The organism is Streptococcus iniae (assembly GCF_030732225.1).
Lineage (GTDB): Bacteria > Bacillota > Bacilli > Lactobacillales > Streptococcaceae > Streptococcus > Streptococcus iniae.
In genome coordinates, this window is record NZ_CP132230.1 from 70,663 (window position 1) to 85,000 (window position 14,338).

The following is a 14,338-nucleotide window of genomic DNA, read 5'->3' on the forward strand; positions in this document are numbered from 1 at the left end:
ACAAGCCGTTGTGGTACATCATTTAAAGGAGAAAACTACAAAATGGGACGTAGTCTTAAAAAAGGACCTTTCGTCGATGAGCATTTAATGAAAAAAGTTGAAGCTCAAGCAAATGACGAAAAGAAAAAAGTAATTAAAACTTGGTCACGTCGTTCAACGATTTTCCCAAGTTTCATCGGATATACAATCGCAGTTTATGATGGACGTAAACATGTACCTGTTTACATTCAAGAAGACATGGTAGGTCACAAGCTTGGTGAATTTGCACCAACTCGTACTTACAAAGGTCACGCAGCTGACGACAAGAAAACACGTCGTTAATAGGAGGAGGACACAATGGCAGAAATTACTTCAGCTAAAGCAATGGCTCGTACAGTGCGTGTTTCACCTCGTAAAACACGTTTAGTACTTGATCTTATCCGTGGTAAGAACGTTGCTGACGCAATCGCAATCTTAAAATTCACTCCAAACAAAGCAGCTCGTGTTATTGAGAAAACTCTTAACTCAGCTATTGCAAATGCAGAAAACAACTTTGGTTTGGAAAAAGCTAATTTGGTAGTATCTGAAACATTCGCAAACGAAGGACCAACGATGAAACGTTTCCGTCCACGTGCGAAAGGATCAGCTTCACCAATCAACAAACGTACAACTCACGTAACTGTAGTTGTATCAGAAAAATAAGGAGGTAAAATCGTGGGTCAAAAAGTACATCCAATTGGTATGCGTGTCGGAATCATCCGTGACTGGGATGCGAAATGGTATGCTGAAAAAGAATACGCGGATTACCTTCATGAAGATTTAGCAATCCGTAAATTTATTCAAAAAGAATTAGCAGAAGCTTCAGTTTCAACAATTGAAATTGAACGTGCTATTAATAAAGTTATTGTTTCACTACACACTGCAAAACCAGGTATGGTTATCGGTAAAGGTGGAGCAAACGTTGACGCTTTACGCGGAAAACTTAACAAATTAACTGGAAAACAAGTACACATCAACATTATTGAAATCAAATCACCAGATCTTGATGCTCACCTTGTTGGTGAAAACATTGCTCGTCAACTTGAGCAACGTGTTGCTTTCCGTCGTGCTCAAAAACAAGCTATCCAACGCACAATGCGTGCAGGTGCAAAAGGGATTAAAACTCAAGTATCTGGTCGTTTAAACGGTGCTGATATCGCTCGTGCTGAAGGTTATTCAGAAGGAACTGTTCCTCTTCATACTCTTCGTGCTGATATCGATTACGCTTGGGAAGAAGCAGACACTACATATGGTAAACTTGGTGTTAAAGTTTGGATCTATCGTGGTGAAGTTCTTCCAGCTCGTAAAAACACTAAAGGAGGCAAATAACATATGTTAGTACCTAAACGTGTTAAACACCGTCGTGAATTCCGTGGGAAAATGCGTGGTGAAGCAAAAGGTGGAAAAGAAGTTTCATTTGGTGAATACGGTCTTCAAGCTACAACAAGCTCATGGATTACAAACCGTCAAATCGAAGCTGCTCGTATTGCGATGACTCGTTATATGAAACGTGGTGGTAAAGTTTGGATTAAAATTTTCCCTCACAAATCTTATACTGCTAAAGCTATTGGGGTTCGTATGGGTTCTGGTAAAGGGGCACCTGAAGGTTGGGTATCACCTGTTAAACGTGGCAAAATTATGTTTGAAATCGCTGGCGTTTCTGAAGAAGTTGCACGCGAAGCTCTACGTCTTGCTAGCCACAAATTACCAGTTAAATGCAAAATCGTAAAACGTGAAGCAGAATAAGGAGAAGACATGAAACTTGAAGAAATCAAAAAGTTTGTTGCTGAGCTTCGTGGCTTGTCTCAAGAAGAGCTTGCTAAGAAAGAAAACGAACTCAAAAAAGAACTTTTCGACCTTCGTTTTCAAGCTGCAGCAGGTCAACTTGATCAAACTGCTCGTTTGAACGAAGTTAAAAAACAAATTGCACGTGTTAAAACTGTGCAATCTGAAATGAAATAATAGATTGGGAAAGGAGAAATTCTAATAATGGAACGTAATCAACGTAGAACCCTTGTTGGACGTGTCGTATCTGACAAGATGGATAAAACAATCACTGTTATAGTTGAAACAAAACGTAACCACCCAGTCTATGGTAAACGTATCAACTATTCTAAAAAATATAAAGCACATGACGAAAAGAACCTTGCTAAAGAAGGCGATATCGTTCGTATCATGGAAACTCGTCCACTATCAGCTACAAAACGCTTCCGTCTTGTAGAGGTATTGGAAGAAGCTGTTATTATCTAATCAAACTAAAAGGAGAAAATTGAAATGATTCAACAAGAAACTCGCTTAAAAGTTGCTGATAATAGCGGTGCCCGTGAAATCTTAACTATCAAAGTACTTGGTGGTTCAGGACGTAAATTCGCTAACATCGGTGACGTAATCGTTGCTTCTGTAAAACAAGCTACTCCTGGTGGAGCAGTTAAAAAAGGTGATGTTGTGAAAGCAGTTATCGTTCGTACAAAAACTGGTGCTCGCCGTCCAGACGGTTCATACATCAAATTTGACGATAATGCTGCAGTAATCATCCGTGATGACAAAACTCCTCGCGGAACTCGTATCTTTGGTCCAGTTGCACGTGAATTACGTGAAGGTGGATACATGAAGATCGTTTCACTTGCACCAGAAGTACTTTAATTTTTAATAATTAAACAAACTAAGTCCCCTAGGGAAACCTAGGGTGCCCATCAGGGCGTAAGAAAATCATAGGAGAAAAACTCAAATGTTTGTAAAAAAAGGCGACAAAGTTCGCGTTATTGCTGGTAAGGATAAAGGAACTGAAGCAGTAGTTCTTAAAGCCCTTCCAAAAGTTAACAAAGTTGTTGTTGAAGGTGTTGGAATAATCAAAAAACACCAAAAACCTAACACTGAAAACCCTCAAGGAGCTATCGTAGAAAAAGAAGCTCCAATCCATGTATCAAACGTACAAGTTCTTGATAAAAATGGTGTAGCAGGACGTGTTGGTTATAAAGTTGTTGACGGCAAAAAAGTTCGTTACAGCAAAAAATCAGGCGAAGTGCTTGATTAATCACGAAGGAAAGGAGAAGCATTATAATGGCAAATCGTTTAAAAGAAAAATATACTAACGAAGTAATTCCTGCGTTGTCAGAGAAATTCAATTACACAACAGTTATGGCTGTGCCAAAAGTTGAGAAAATCGTTCTTAACATGGGTGTTGGTGATGCTGTGTCAAACGCAAAAAACCTTGAAAAAGCTGCTGCTGAATTAGCACTTATCTCAGGTCAAAAACCACTTATTACTAAAGCTAAGAAATCAATCGCTGGCTTCCGTCTTCGTGAAGGTGTTGCGATCGGTGCGAAAGTAACACTTCGTGGCGAACGTATGTACGAATTCCTAGACAAACTCGTTAGCGTTTCACTTCCTCGTGTTCGTGACTTCCACGGAGTTCCAACAAAATCTTTTGATGGACGTGGTAACTACACACTTGGTGTGAAAGAACAACTTATCTTCCCAGAAATCAACTTCGATGATGTTGATAAAGTACGTGGTCTTGATATCGTAATCGTCACTACTGCAAATACTGACGAAGAAGGTCGCGAATTGCTTAAAGGCCTTGGAATGCCTTTTGCAAAATAATAGGGGGTAAATAAATTGGCTAAAAAATCTATGATTGCTAAGAACAAACGTCCTGCGAAACACTCTACGCAAGCTTATACTCGCTGTGAAAAATGTGGCCGTCCACATTCAGTTTACCGCAAGTTCAAACTTTGCCGTGTTTGCTTCCGTGAATTGGCTTACAAAGGTCAAATTCCAGGTGTTGTAAAAGCTTCTTGGTAAGAATATAATAGCTGCTTTGCAGTTGTTATCAAATAACTAAAGTGAGTTAACACTCACATTCAAATAGACTCTCGTTTACTTGAATATTCTGCCCTAAGGCACATTAACTAGCAAGTGATTTTATCAAACTACTAGTAAGAGGAGAAAAATAAAATGGTTATGACTGACCCAATCGCAGACTTTCTAACACGTATTCGTAATGCTAACCAAGCAAAACACGAAGTATTAGAAGCACCTGCATCAAACATCAAAAAAGGGATTGCTGAAATCCTTAAACGTGAAGGTTTTGTAAAAAACGTTGAAATCATCGAAGATGACAAACAAGGAATCATCCGTGTATTCCTTAAGTATGGTCAAAATGGTGAACGCGTTATCACTAACTTGAAACGTATTTCAAAACCGGGACTTCGTGTTTACTCAAAACGTGAAGATGTTCCTAAAGTTCTTAACGGACTTGGAATTGCTATCATTTCAACTTCAGAAGGTCTTATGACTGATAAAGAAGCTCGCCAAAAAAATGTTGGTGGAGAAGTGATCGCATACGTTTGGTAATCTAAGATACTAAGAGCATCGTGGACAAAGTGAAAATAGGAAATCTGACGTATAGTGTTGACACTCAAGCAAGATTTATCTTTTTCACACAGGCCACAGCTCGTGTTCAATTCAACATTTTTGTTGTTTTGGTATCTCATTCTATCAACCCCCGTGAAAACTAGTCGTAAATGGCTTGATAATTTAACAGGAGAAAAAAATGTCACGTATTGGTAATAAAATTATTAATTTACCTGCAGGTGTTGAAATCAGCAACAACAACAATGTTGTTACTGTAAAAGGCCCTAAAGGTGAACTCACTCGTGAGTTCAACAAAAATATTGAAATCAAAGTTGAAGGGACTGAAATCACTTTAGTTCGTCCTAACGACTCAAAAGAAATGAAAACTATCCATGGGACAACTCGTGCAAACTTGAACAACATGGTTGTTGGTATTTCTGAAGGTTTCAAAAAAGATCTTGAAATGAAGGGTGTCGGTTACCGTGCTCAACTTCAAGGAAATAAACTAGTTCTTTCAGTAGGTAAATCTCACCAGGATGAAGTTGAAGCTCCAGAAGGCATTACTTTTACTGTTGCAACTCCAACTACTATCTCAGTAGAAGGAATCAACAAAGAAGTTGTTGGTCAAACTGCTGCTTACATCCGTAGCTTACGTTCACCAGAACCTTATAAAGGTAAAGGTATTCGTTATGTTGGTGAATATGTACGCCTTAAAGAAGGTAAAACTGGTAAATAATGTTTTCAGTGCGGTAAGGGATTTTTTCCCTTTATGCTATTGCAAACAGGCTTTCCAAATATGGAAACAAACTTATAAATTAAGAGGTGAAAATTGTGATTTCTAAACCAGATAAAAATAAAATCCGCCAAAAACGCCATAGTCGTGTGCGCGGTAAACTCTCTGGAACTGCAGAACGCCCACGTTTGAACGTTTTTCGTTCTAATACAGGCATCTACGCTCAAGTGATTGATGACGTAGCGGGTGTAACGCTCGCAAGCGCATCAACTCTTGATAAAGACGTTTCTAAAGGAACAAAAACTGAACAAGCCGTTGTAGTCGGCAAACTTGTTGCTGAACGTGCAGTGGCTAAAGGTATTTCTGAAGTGGTGTTTGACCGCGGTGGATATCTCTATCACGGACGTGTAAAAGCTTTGGCTGATGCAGCTCGTGAAAACGGATTGAAATTCTAATAGGGAGGACACAAAAAAATGGCATTTAAAGATAATGCAGTTGAACTAGAAGAACGCGTAGTTGCAATTAACCGTGTTACAAAAGTTGTAAAAGGTGGACGTCGTCTACGCTTTGCTGCTCTTGTAGTTGTCGGTGATGGCAATGGTCACGTTGGTTTTGGAACTGGTAAAGCTCAAGAAGTACCAGAAGCTATTCGTAAAGCAGTAGAAGCTGCTAAAAAGAATATGATTGAAGTACCAATGGTTGGCACAACAATTCCTCACGAAGTTTTCACAAACTTTGGTGGAGCAAAAGTATTGTTGAAACCAGCTGTAGAAGGTTCTGGAGTTGCTGCTGGTGGCGCAGTTCGTGCCGTAGTAGAATTAGCTGGTATTGCTGATATTACTTCAAAATCACTTGGTTCTAACACTCCAATCAACATTGTTCGTGCAACTGTTGAAGGAATGAAACAACTTAAACGCGCAGAAGAAGTTGCTGCACTTCGTGGCATCTCAGTTTCTGACTTAGCTTAAGAAAAGGGATAATAATGGCTCAAATTAAAATTACTTTGACTAAGTCTCCAATCGGACGTAAGCCAGAACAACGCAAAACTGTTGTTGCTCTTGGACTTGGTAAATTAAACTCTTCAGTTATTAAAGAAGAAACTCCTGCTATCCGTGGTATGGTTACAGCGATTTCTCATTTGGTTACTGTTGAAGACGTTAAATAATACTATTTAAGTCGCAGGGATTTCTTTGCGGCTTAATCTTAATTAAATTAATATGTATAGGCGAGTTTCTATGGGGAGTCCTTTCCCCTCATAGAGGCGATAGCATTTTACAAAAAAGGAGAAAAAATGAAACTTCATGAATTAAAAGCTGCTGAAGGCTCACGTAAAGTACGTAACCGTGTTGGACGTGGATCATCATCAGGTAACGGTAAAACATCTGGACGCGGACAAAAAGGTCAAAAATCACGTAGTGGTGGTGGCGTTCGTTTAGGTTTTGAAGGTGGACAAACACCATTGTTCCGTCGCATGCCAAAACGTGGGTTCTCAAACATCAACGCTAAAGAGTACGCTCTAGTTAACCTTGATCAATTAAACGTATTTGAAGACGGTACAGAAGTAACTCCAGTAGTTCTTAAAGAAGCTGGAATCGTTCGTGCTGAAAAATCAGGCGTTAAAGTTCTTGGTAACGGCGAATTAACTAAAAAATTGACTGTTAAAGCAGCTAAATTCTCAAAATCTGCTGAAGCAGCAATCACTGCTAAAGGTGGTTCTATCGAAGTCATCTAATGAGGGGTAACTCATTATGTTCTTAAAAATACTAAAAGATTCCTTGAAGATAAAGAGTGTTAGACATAAAATTTTCTATACAATCTTTATCATTCTAGTATTCCGAATTGGAACGCATATCACCGTCCCAGGTGTTAATGCAAAAAGCTTAGAGCAATTGAGTGAACTTCCTTTTCTAAATATGTTGAACCTGGTTAGTGGTAATGCCATGAGAAACTTTTCGGTTTTCTCAATGGGGGTTAGTCCTTACATTACTGCTTCAATCGTTGTTCAATTATTACAAATGGATATTTTGCCAAAATTCGTTGAATGGGGAAAACAAGGTGAAGTTGGTCGTCGTAAGTTAAATCAAGCGACACGTTATATTTCACTCGTTCTTGCTTTCGTACAATCAATAGGTATTACGGCAGGTTTTAACACTTTATCAAGTGTTGCTCTAGTATCAACACCAAATGTCAAAACATATTTGCTGATTGGTGCTTTGCTAACAACAGGTAGTGTTATCGTAACATGGCTTGGAGAACAAATTACTGATAAAGGATTTGGTAATGGAGTATCGATGATTATCTTTGCAGGTATTATCTCATCTATTCCAAATGCTATTGCAAATGTTCACGAAGACTATTTTGTCAACGTGCGCGGCAACGAAATGCAAACATCATATATGATTGTTGGTATTTTGATATTTGCCATCCTTGCAATTGTCTTTTTCACAACATATGTTCAACAAGCGGAATACAAAATTCCAATCCAATATACAAAACTTGTACAAGGTGCACCTACAAGTTCATACCTTCCTTTGAAAGTTAATCCAGCTGGCGTTATTCCCGTTATCTTTGCTAGCTCGATAACAACTATTCCAAGTACAATCATACCTTTCTTTCAAAATGGTAAAGATATTCCTTGGTTAACAAAACTACAAGAAGTTTTTAACTATCAAACACCAACTGGTATGATAGTTTATGCATTTTTGATTATCTTGTTCTCATTCTTCTATACATTTGTTCAGGTTAACCCTGAAAAGACAGCTGAAAATCTTCAAAAGAATTCATCTTATATCCCAAGTGTACGACCTGGTCGAGAAACAGAACAATACATGTCATCATTGCTTAAGAAACTAGCTACTGTAGGATCTGTTTTCCTAGCCTTTATTTCTTTAGCGCCAATAGCAGCTCAACAAACCCTTAACCTTTCTTCTGGAATTGCTTTGGGTGGAACAAGCTTGCTCATTTTGATTTCGACTGGTATTGAAGGCATGAAACAGCTTGAAGGATACTTACTCAAGAGAAAATATGTCGGATTTATGAATACAGCAGAATAGTATATAGGTTGACTCTGTCAACCTACTATTTTGTTTTTAGGTGATAGTAAGAAAGAATACAGTTCTTATTATCATTTAAAAACAAAAACAAAAATGAATGACTCATTTTTCATTATTTTAAGTCAAAGAGGAGACTGACATGAATCTTTTAATTATGGGATTGCCAGGTGCCGGAAAAGGAACACAAGCAGCAAAAATCGTTGAAGAATTTGGAGTTATCCATATTTCAACTGGTGATATGTTCCGTGCAGCAATGGCAAATCAAACTGAGATGGGCAAGTTAGCAAAATCATTTATCGATAAAGGCGACTTAGTTCCAGATGAAGTGACAAACGGCATTGTTAAAGAACGCCTTGCTCAAGATGATATTAAAGAAAAAGGTTTCTTACTAGACGGGTACCCACGTACTATTGATCAAGCACATGCATTAGATTTAACTTTAAAAGAATTAGAGTTAACTTTAGATGGTGTTATTAATATCGAAGTGGATCCAGCATCATTATTAGAACGTCTTAGTGGTCGTATCATTAACAAAAAAACAGGAGAAACTTTCCACAAAGTCTTTAACCCACCAGTTGGAGATTATGATGAAAATGATTTTTATCAACGTGAAGATGACAAACCTGAAACTGTTAAACGTCGCTTAGATGTTAATATTGCTCAAGGCCAACCAATTATCGATCATTATCGTGAGGCTGGAATTGTTAAAGATATTGAAGGAAATCAAGACATTTCAGATGTTTTTGTTGACATCAAGTCAGTTATTGAAAAGCTAAAATAAATTACCACAAATCACTTGCGAAAGTGAAAGTTGCGTGATATAATAGGCTAGTCTGACTTATAATTGTTACCTCTGTGCTCAGAGGACATCAAATCGAAATTTAGGGGGTACTTTTGCGTGGCAAAAGAAGACGTGATTGAAATTGAAGGCAAAGTTGTAGAAACGATGCCAAATGCAATGTTTACTGTTGAACTAGAAAATGGACATCAAATTCTAGCAACTGTTTCAGGAAAAATCCGTAAAAATTACATTCGTATTTTAGTAGGTGATCGTGTGACAGTAGAAATGAGTCCGTATGACTTAACACGTGGACGCATCACATACCGCTTTAAATAATCGAAATAATTGGAGGGATTAAAACATGAAGGTAAGACCATCGGTTAAACCAATTTGCGAATACTGTAAAGTAATTCGTCGTAACGGTCGTGTTATGGTGATTTGTCCAACAAATCCAAAACACAAACAACGTCAAGGATAATATAGAAAGGAGAAAACATGGCTCGTATAGCTGGAGTTGATATTCCAAATGATAAACGCGTAGTAATTTCACTTACTTATGTATATGGAATTGGTCTTGCAACATCACAAAAAATCTTAGCAGCTGCTGGTATCTCAGAAGATATCCGTGTTAAAGATTTAACATCTGATCAAGAAGACGCAATCCGTCGCGAAATCGATTCAATCAAAGTTGAAGGTGACCTTCGTCGTGAAGTGAACTTAAACATCAAACGTTTGATGGAAATCGGATCATACCGTGGAATTCGTCACCGTCGTGGACTTCCAGTCCGTGGACAAAACACTAAAAACAATGCTCGCACTCGTAAAGGTAAAGCTACTGCGATTGCAGGTAAGAAAAAATAAAATAGGAGGTAAAGAAATTGGCTAAACCAACACGTAAACGTCGTGTGAAAAAGAACATCGAGTCTGGTGTTGCACATATTCACGCTACATTTAACAACACTATTGTTATGATTACAGATGTTCATGGTAATGCTCTTGCATGGTCATCAGCTGGTGCTCTTGGTTTCAAAGGTTCACGTAAATCAACACCGTTTGCTGCTCAAATGGCTGCTGAAGCTGCTGCGAAATCTGCACAAGAACACGGACTAAAAACTGTTGAAGTTACTGTTAAAGGCCCTGGTTCAGGTCGTGAGTCTGCTATTCGTGCACTTGCTGCTACAGGTCTTGAAGTTACTGCAATTCGTGACGTGACTCCTGTACCACATAACGGTGCTCGTCCTCCAAAACGTCGTCGTGTATAATCATATTTACTAAATTAAGTACACAAGTTTCGTTTCGAGGGGTGAAAAAATGATTGAGTTTGAAAAACCAATAATAACAAAAATTGATGAAAATAAAGATTACGGTAGATTTGTGATTGAGCCACTTGAACGTGGTTATGGAACAACTCTAGGTAATTCGCTTCGTCGTGTACTCTTGTCTTCACTTCCAGGTGCAGCAGTTACATCAATTAAAATTGATGGAGTATTACACGAATTTGATACAATCCCAGGTGTACGTGAAGATGTCATGCAAATTATCCTTAACGTTAAGGGTCTTGCAGTGAAATCATACGTTGAAGACGAAAAGATGATTGAACTTGATGTTGAAGGACCAGCAGAAGTTACAGCTGGAGGTATTTTAACTGACAGTGATATCGAACTTGTTAACCCAGATCATTATCTCTTTACTATCGCAGAAGGTCATTCTTTAAAAGCGACAATGACTGTTGCAAAAAAACGTGGCTACATTCCTGCTGAAGGTAACAAAAAAGATGATGCACCTGTTGGAACATTGGCAGTAGATTCAATCTACACACCAGTGAAAAAAGTTAATTATCAAGTTGAACCTGCCCGTGTAGGTAGCAATGACGGCTTTGATAAATTAACAATTGAAATCATGACAAATGGAACAATCATTCCTGAAGATGCATTAGGTCTATCTGCTCGTGTTTTAATTGAACACTTAAATCTCTTTACTGATTTAACATCTGTTGCTAAAGCAACAGATGTAATGAAAGAAACAGAAACAGTGAACGATGAAAAGGTACTTGACCGCACAATTGAGGAACTTGATTTGTCCGTACGCTCTTATAACTGTTTAAAACGTGCAGGAATTAATACTGTATTTGATTTGACAGAAAAATCAGAGCCTGAAATGATGAAAGTTCGTAACTTAGGCCGTAAGAGTCTTGAAGAAGTTAAAATCAAACTTGCAGACCTAGGTCTCGGACTAAAAAACGATAAATAATATAGGAGGACAAAATGGCTTACCGTAAACTAGGACGCACTAGCTCACAACGTAAAGCAATGCTTCGTGATTTAACGACTGATCTTTTAATCAACGAATCTATTGTAACAACAGAAGCACGTGCAAAAGAAATCCGTAAAACAGTTGAAAAAATGATTACTCTAGGTAAACGTGGTGATCTTCATGCACGTCGTCAAGCAGCAGCTTACGTACGTAATGAAATTGCATCAGAAAACTATGATGAAGCTACTGATAAATACACATCAACTACAGCTCTTCAAAAACTATTCTCTGAGATTGCACCTCGTTATGCTGAACGTAACGGTGGATACACTCGTATTCTCAAAACAGAACCACGCCGTGGAGATGCTGCTCCAATGGCAATTATTGAATTAGTATAATTTTTATCAATTTTGTTGAGTGTTATGATGATGGAATAACGTTTGTTTATTCTTAGTCTAGCTCTGGTCTACCGCTAGGAAATTTTTCCTAGCGGGAACACTCATCATATTGTTAGTGGTAACGCTTGTTTACGAAATATTTCTAATAATAGAAGTATATCGTAAGCAGGCGTTTTGTTATATGTAAAAGACTCTATAAGCTTCCCTAGATTAAAAGGAAATATATTTAGCTATAGGATGCACCCAAAGCAGCGAGAGAGCAAAATATGGGTGTAAAACAGCAAGTAATTGGAATATAAGGGTTAAAAATTTTCCTTTCGACAAAAGAATCTATTTATTCTTTGGTATATTTTATGTAAATTTAGATATTGCATTAGAGTTTTTTTATCAAGTCATGATAAAAAATCATTATACTCTCACCGGTTCAAAAAATTTTTTTCTAAGTAAGTGATAAATTGTCTTTAAGACGCAATCAATTTCAGATATTTTAGTGCATAAGAAAAAGATTTTTTCCCTTTATTTAAAAAAACATGTTAAAATCTATTGACAAAGGAGAGATAAGTAGGTATACTAATAAAGCTGTCAGGAAGCGAATCAGCTTTAAGTTAGAAAGAAAAAAGTCAAAAGAAAACTAAAAAAACTGTTGACAAAGTCTTCCTAAGCTGATAGAATATAATAGTTGTCTCGTAAGAGGGACAAAGACCTTTGAGAACTGAATAAGACAAAAAAACCAAACGTGCAGGGTGATATGTTAACGCATATTACCTGTCAATAAAGAAACAACGAAATAAATCTGTCAGCGACAGAAACAATGAGTAAAGAACTCAAACTTTTAATGAGAGTTTGATCCTGGCTCAGGACGAACGCTGGCGGCGTGCCTAATACATGCAAGTAGAACGCTGAGGATTGGTGCTTGCACTAATCCAAGGAGTTGCGAACGGGTGAGTAACGCGTAGGTAACCTACCTCATAGCGGGGGATAACTATTGGAAACGATAGCTAATACCGCATGACACTAGAGTACACATGTGCTTAAGTTAAAAGGAGCAACTGCTTCACTATGAGATGGACCTGCGTTGTATTAGCTAGTTGGTGAGGTAAAGGCTCACCAAGGCGACGATACATAGCCGACCTGAGAGGGTGATCGGCCACACTGGGACTGAGACACGGCCCAGACTCCTACGGGAGGCAGCAGTAGGGAATCTTCGGCAATGGACGGAAGTCTGACCGAGCAACGCCGCGTGAGTGAAGAAGGTTTTCGGATCGTAAAGCTCTGTTGTTAGAGAAGAACGGTAATGGGAGTGGAAAATCCATTACGTGACGGTAACTAACCAGAAAGGGACGGCTAACTACGTGCCAGCAGCCGCGGTAATACGTAGGTCTCGAGCGTTGTCCGGATTTATTGGGCGTAAAGCGAGCGCAGGCGGTTCTATAAGTCTGAAGTAAAAGGCAGTGGCTCAACCATTGTATGCTTTGGAAACTGTAGAACTTGAGTGCAGAAGGGGAGAGTGGAATTCCATGTGTAGCGGTGAAATGCGTAGATATATGGAGGAACACCGGTGGCGAAAGCGGCTCTCTGGTCTGTAACTGACGCTGAGGCTCGAAAGCGTGGGGAGCAAACAGGATTAGATACCCTGGTAGTCCACGCCGTAAACGATGAGTGCTAGGTGTTAGGCCCTTTCCGGGGCTTAGTGCCGCAGCTAACGCATTAAGCACTCCGCCTGGGGAGTACGACCGCAAGGTTGAAACTCAAAGGAATTGACGGGGGCCCGCACAAGCGGTGGAGCATGTGGTTTAATTCGAAGCAACGCGAAGAACCTTACCAGGTCTTGACATCCCTCTGACCGTCCTAGAGATAGGATTTTCCTTCGGGACAGAGGAGACAGGTGGTGCATGGTTGTCGTCAGCTCGTGTCGTGAGATGTTGGGTTAAGTCCCGCAACGAGCGCAACCCCTATTGTTAGTTGCCATCATTAAGTTGGGCACTCTAGCGAGACTGCCGGTAATAAACCGGAGGAAGGTGGGGATGACGTCAAATCATCATGCCCCTTATGACCTGGGCTACACACGTGCTACAATGGTTGGTACAACGAGTCGCAAGCCGGTGACGGCAAGCTAATCTCTTAAAGCCAATCTCAGTTCGGATTGTAGGCTGCAACTCGCCTACATGAAGTCGGAATCGCTAGTAATCGCGGATCAGCACGCCGCGGTGAATACGTTCCCGGGCCTTGTACACACCGCCCGTCACACCACGAGAGTTTGTAACACCCGAAGTCGGTGAGGTAACCTTTTAGGAGCCAGCCGCCTAAGGTGGGATAGATGATTGGGGTGAAGTCGTAACAAGGTAGCCGTATCGGAAGGTGCGGCTGGATCACCTCCTTTCTAAGGATAAGGAAGTACGTTTGGAAGTCTTATTTAGTTTTGAGAGGTCTTAAAAAAGTAAAGAGAACGTTAAGAAATCTGTATGAAAATAGGAAAGAGACGCAGTGTCAAAAGACACAAGGAAGTTTATCATTTTCACTAAGATTTTAGTTCGAATACAATTTAGATCCATAATATAGTATGAGTAACAAGATAAGAAACGTTAACATATTAACTGTGGGGCCTTAGCTCAGCTGGGAGAGCGCCTGCTTTGCACGCAGGAGGTCAGCGGTTCGATCCCGCTAGGCTCCATAGACAAGGAAGTCTCTAAAATACGTGAAGTCCATTGAAAATTGAATATCTATATCAAATTCCACGATCATGAAA

At 39.2% G+C, this 14,338-nt stretch carries 24 protein-coding genes, 1 tRNA gene and 1 rRNA gene; all 26 read left to right on the top strand.

All coding sequences use genetic code 11. The features are described from left to right. Window positions 1-42 precede the first annotated feature (42 nt). The 26 genes from rpsS (at window position 43) to Q9317_RS00535 (ending at window position 14,263) form a co-directional block, all read left to right on the top strand. Window positions 43-321, top strand: coding sequence for a 30S ribosomal protein S19 (gene rpsS / locus Q9317_RS00410; RefSeq protein ID WP_000533765.1), 279 nt, complete (start codon window positions 43-45; stop codon window positions 319-321). 15 nt (window positions 322-336) lie between these two features. Further along, window positions 337-681, top strand: a complete 345-nt coding sequence (gene rplV, locus Q9317_RS00415) for a 50S ribosomal protein L22 (protein ID WP_000818141.1) — start codon at window positions 337-339, stop codon at window positions 679-681. A gap of 12 nt (window positions 682-693) precedes the next feature. Further along, window positions 694-1,347, top strand: coding sequence for a 30S ribosomal protein S3 (gene rpsC / locus Q9317_RS00420; RefSeq protein WP_003098640.1), 654 nt, complete (start codon window positions 694-696; stop codon window positions 1,345-1,347). A 3-nt stretch (window positions 1,348-1,350) separates the two neighbouring features. Continuing rightward, entirely contained in the window at window positions 1,351-1,764 is a 414-nt protein-coding gene (gene rplP, locus Q9317_RS00425) for a 50S ribosomal protein L16 (RefSeq protein WP_003098643.1), read from the top strand. 9 nt (window positions 1,765-1,773) lie between these two features. Next, window positions 1,774-1,980 carry a 50S ribosomal protein L29 gene (gene rpmC / locus Q9317_RS00430; protein ID WP_003046054.1) on the top strand — a complete coding sequence of 69 codons (207 nt, stop codon included), beginning with the start codon at window positions 1,774-1,776 and terminating at the stop codon, window positions 1,978-1,980. Between the two features lie 27 nt (window positions 1,981-2,007). Further along, window positions 2,008-2,268 (top strand): 30S ribosomal protein S17, encoded by a 261-nt coding sequence (gene rpsQ / locus Q9317_RS00435; protein ID WP_003098645.1) that lies wholly within the window; start codon window positions 2,008-2,010, stop codon window positions 2,266-2,268. Window positions 2,269-2,292: 24 nt separating this feature from the next. Continuing rightward, complete coding sequence (gene rplN, locus Q9317_RS00440) at window positions 2,293-2,661, top strand: 50S ribosomal protein L14 (protein ID WP_000615920.1); 369 nt, start codon at window positions 2,293-2,295, stop codon at window positions 2,659-2,661. A gap of 85 nt (window positions 2,662-2,746) precedes the next feature. Further along, window positions 2,747-3,052, top strand: a complete 306-nt coding sequence (gene rplX / locus Q9317_RS00445) for a 50S ribosomal protein L24 (RefSeq protein ID WP_003098647.1) — start codon at window positions 2,747-2,749, stop codon at window positions 3,050-3,052. A gap of 26 nt (window positions 3,053-3,078) precedes the next feature. Continuing rightward, entirely contained in the window at window positions 3,079-3,621 is a 543-nt protein-coding gene (rplE, locus tag Q9317_RS00450; RefSeq protein WP_003098649.1) for a 50S ribosomal protein L5, read from the top strand. 15 nt (window positions 3,622-3,636) lie between these two features. Then, a complete protein-coding gene (locus tag Q9317_RS00455; RefSeq protein ID WP_002987746.1) occupies window positions 3,637-3,822 on the top strand; it encodes a type Z 30S ribosomal protein S14 in 186 nt (61 codons plus the stop codon). 153 nt (window positions 3,823-3,975) lie between these two features. Then, window positions 3,976-4,374: a 30S ribosomal protein S8 gene (gene rpsH / locus Q9317_RS00460; protein ID WP_003098651.1), complete on the top strand. Its 399-nt coding sequence runs from the start codon at window positions 3,976-3,978 to the stop codon at window positions 4,372-4,374. Between the two features lie 199 nt (window positions 4,375-4,573). Further along, window positions 4,574-5,110 (top strand): 50S ribosomal protein L6, encoded by a 537-nt coding sequence (gene rplF, locus Q9317_RS00465; protein ID WP_003098652.1) that lies wholly within the window; start codon window positions 4,574-4,576, stop codon window positions 5,108-5,110. A gap of 95 nt (window positions 5,111-5,205) precedes the next feature. Next, window positions 5,206-5,562, top strand: coding sequence for a 50S ribosomal protein L18 (gene rplR, locus Q9317_RS00470; protein ID WP_003098654.1), 357 nt, complete (start codon window positions 5,206-5,208; stop codon window positions 5,560-5,562). A gap of 18 nt (window positions 5,563-5,580) precedes the next feature. Continuing rightward, the gene (rpsE, locus tag Q9317_RS00475; protein ID WP_003098656.1) at window positions 5,581-6,075 is read left to right on the top strand and encodes a 30S ribosomal protein S5; all 495 of its coding nucleotides are present in this window, start codon (window positions 5,581-5,583) and stop codon (window positions 6,073-6,075) included. 14 nt (window positions 6,076-6,089) lie between these two features. Beyond that, window positions 6,090-6,272, top strand: a complete 183-nt coding sequence (rpmD, locus tag Q9317_RS00480; protein ID WP_003098659.1) for a 50S ribosomal protein L30 — start codon at window positions 6,090-6,092, stop codon at window positions 6,270-6,272. A 126-nt stretch (window positions 6,273-6,398) separates the two neighbouring features. Next, the gene (gene rplO, locus Q9317_RS00485) at window positions 6,399-6,839 is read left to right on the top strand and encodes a 50S ribosomal protein L15 (RefSeq protein WP_003098660.1); all 441 of its coding nucleotides are present in this window, start codon (window positions 6,399-6,401) and stop codon (window positions 6,837-6,839) included. A 16-nt stretch (window positions 6,840-6,855) separates the two neighbouring features. Further along, window positions 6,856-8,160, top strand: coding sequence for a preprotein translocase subunit SecY (gene secY / locus Q9317_RS00490; RefSeq protein WP_003098662.1), 1,305 nt, complete (start codon window positions 6,856-6,858; stop codon window positions 8,158-8,160). 139 nt (window positions 8,161-8,299) lie between these two features. Further along, the gene (locus Q9317_RS00495; protein WP_003098663.1) at window positions 8,300-8,941 is read left to right on the top strand and encodes an adenylate kinase; all 642 of its coding nucleotides are present in this window, start codon (window positions 8,300-8,302) and stop codon (window positions 8,939-8,941) included. Window positions 8,942-9,058: 117 nt separating this feature from the next. Then, a complete protein-coding gene (infA, locus tag Q9317_RS00500; RefSeq protein WP_001040189.1) occupies window positions 9,059-9,277 on the top strand; it encodes a translation initiation factor IF-1 in 219 nt (72 codons plus the stop codon). Window positions 9,278-9,302: 25 nt separating this feature from the next. Beyond that, window positions 9,303-9,419 (top strand): 50S ribosomal protein L36, encoded by a 117-nt coding sequence (rpmJ, locus tag Q9317_RS00505; RefSeq protein WP_000868345.1) that lies wholly within the window; start codon window positions 9,303-9,305, stop codon window positions 9,417-9,419. A 17-nt stretch (window positions 9,420-9,436) separates the two neighbouring features. Beyond that, window positions 9,437-9,802, top strand: a complete 366-nt coding sequence (gene rpsM / locus Q9317_RS00510) for a 30S ribosomal protein S13 (RefSeq protein WP_003098664.1) — start codon at window positions 9,437-9,439, stop codon at window positions 9,800-9,802. A gap of 17 nt (window positions 9,803-9,819) precedes the next feature. Beyond that, complete coding sequence (rpsK, locus tag Q9317_RS00515; protein WP_003098665.1) at window positions 9,820-10,203, top strand: 30S ribosomal protein S11; 384 nt, start codon at window positions 9,820-9,822, stop codon at window positions 10,201-10,203. Window positions 10,204-10,252: 49 nt separating this feature from the next. Next, entirely contained in the window at window positions 10,253-11,191 is a 939-nt protein-coding gene (locus tag Q9317_RS00520; RefSeq protein ID WP_305981560.1) for a DNA-directed RNA polymerase subunit alpha, read from the top strand. Between the two features lie 14 nt (window positions 11,192-11,205). Beyond that, on the top strand, window positions 11,206-11,592 hold the full coding sequence (gene rplQ, locus Q9317_RS00525) for a 50S ribosomal protein L17 (RefSeq protein WP_002986602.1): 387 nt from the start codon (window positions 11,206-11,208) through the stop codon (window positions 11,590-11,592). An 831-nt stretch (window positions 11,593-12,423) separates the two neighbouring features. Next, window positions 12,424-13,972 (top strand): 16S ribosomal RNA (locus Q9317_RS00530). A 218-nt stretch (window positions 13,973-14,190) separates the two neighbouring features. Beyond that, a tRNA-Ala gene (locus Q9317_RS00535) sits at window positions 14,191-14,263 on the top strand. The last annotated feature ends 75 nt before the right edge of the window (window positions 14,264-14,338 follow it).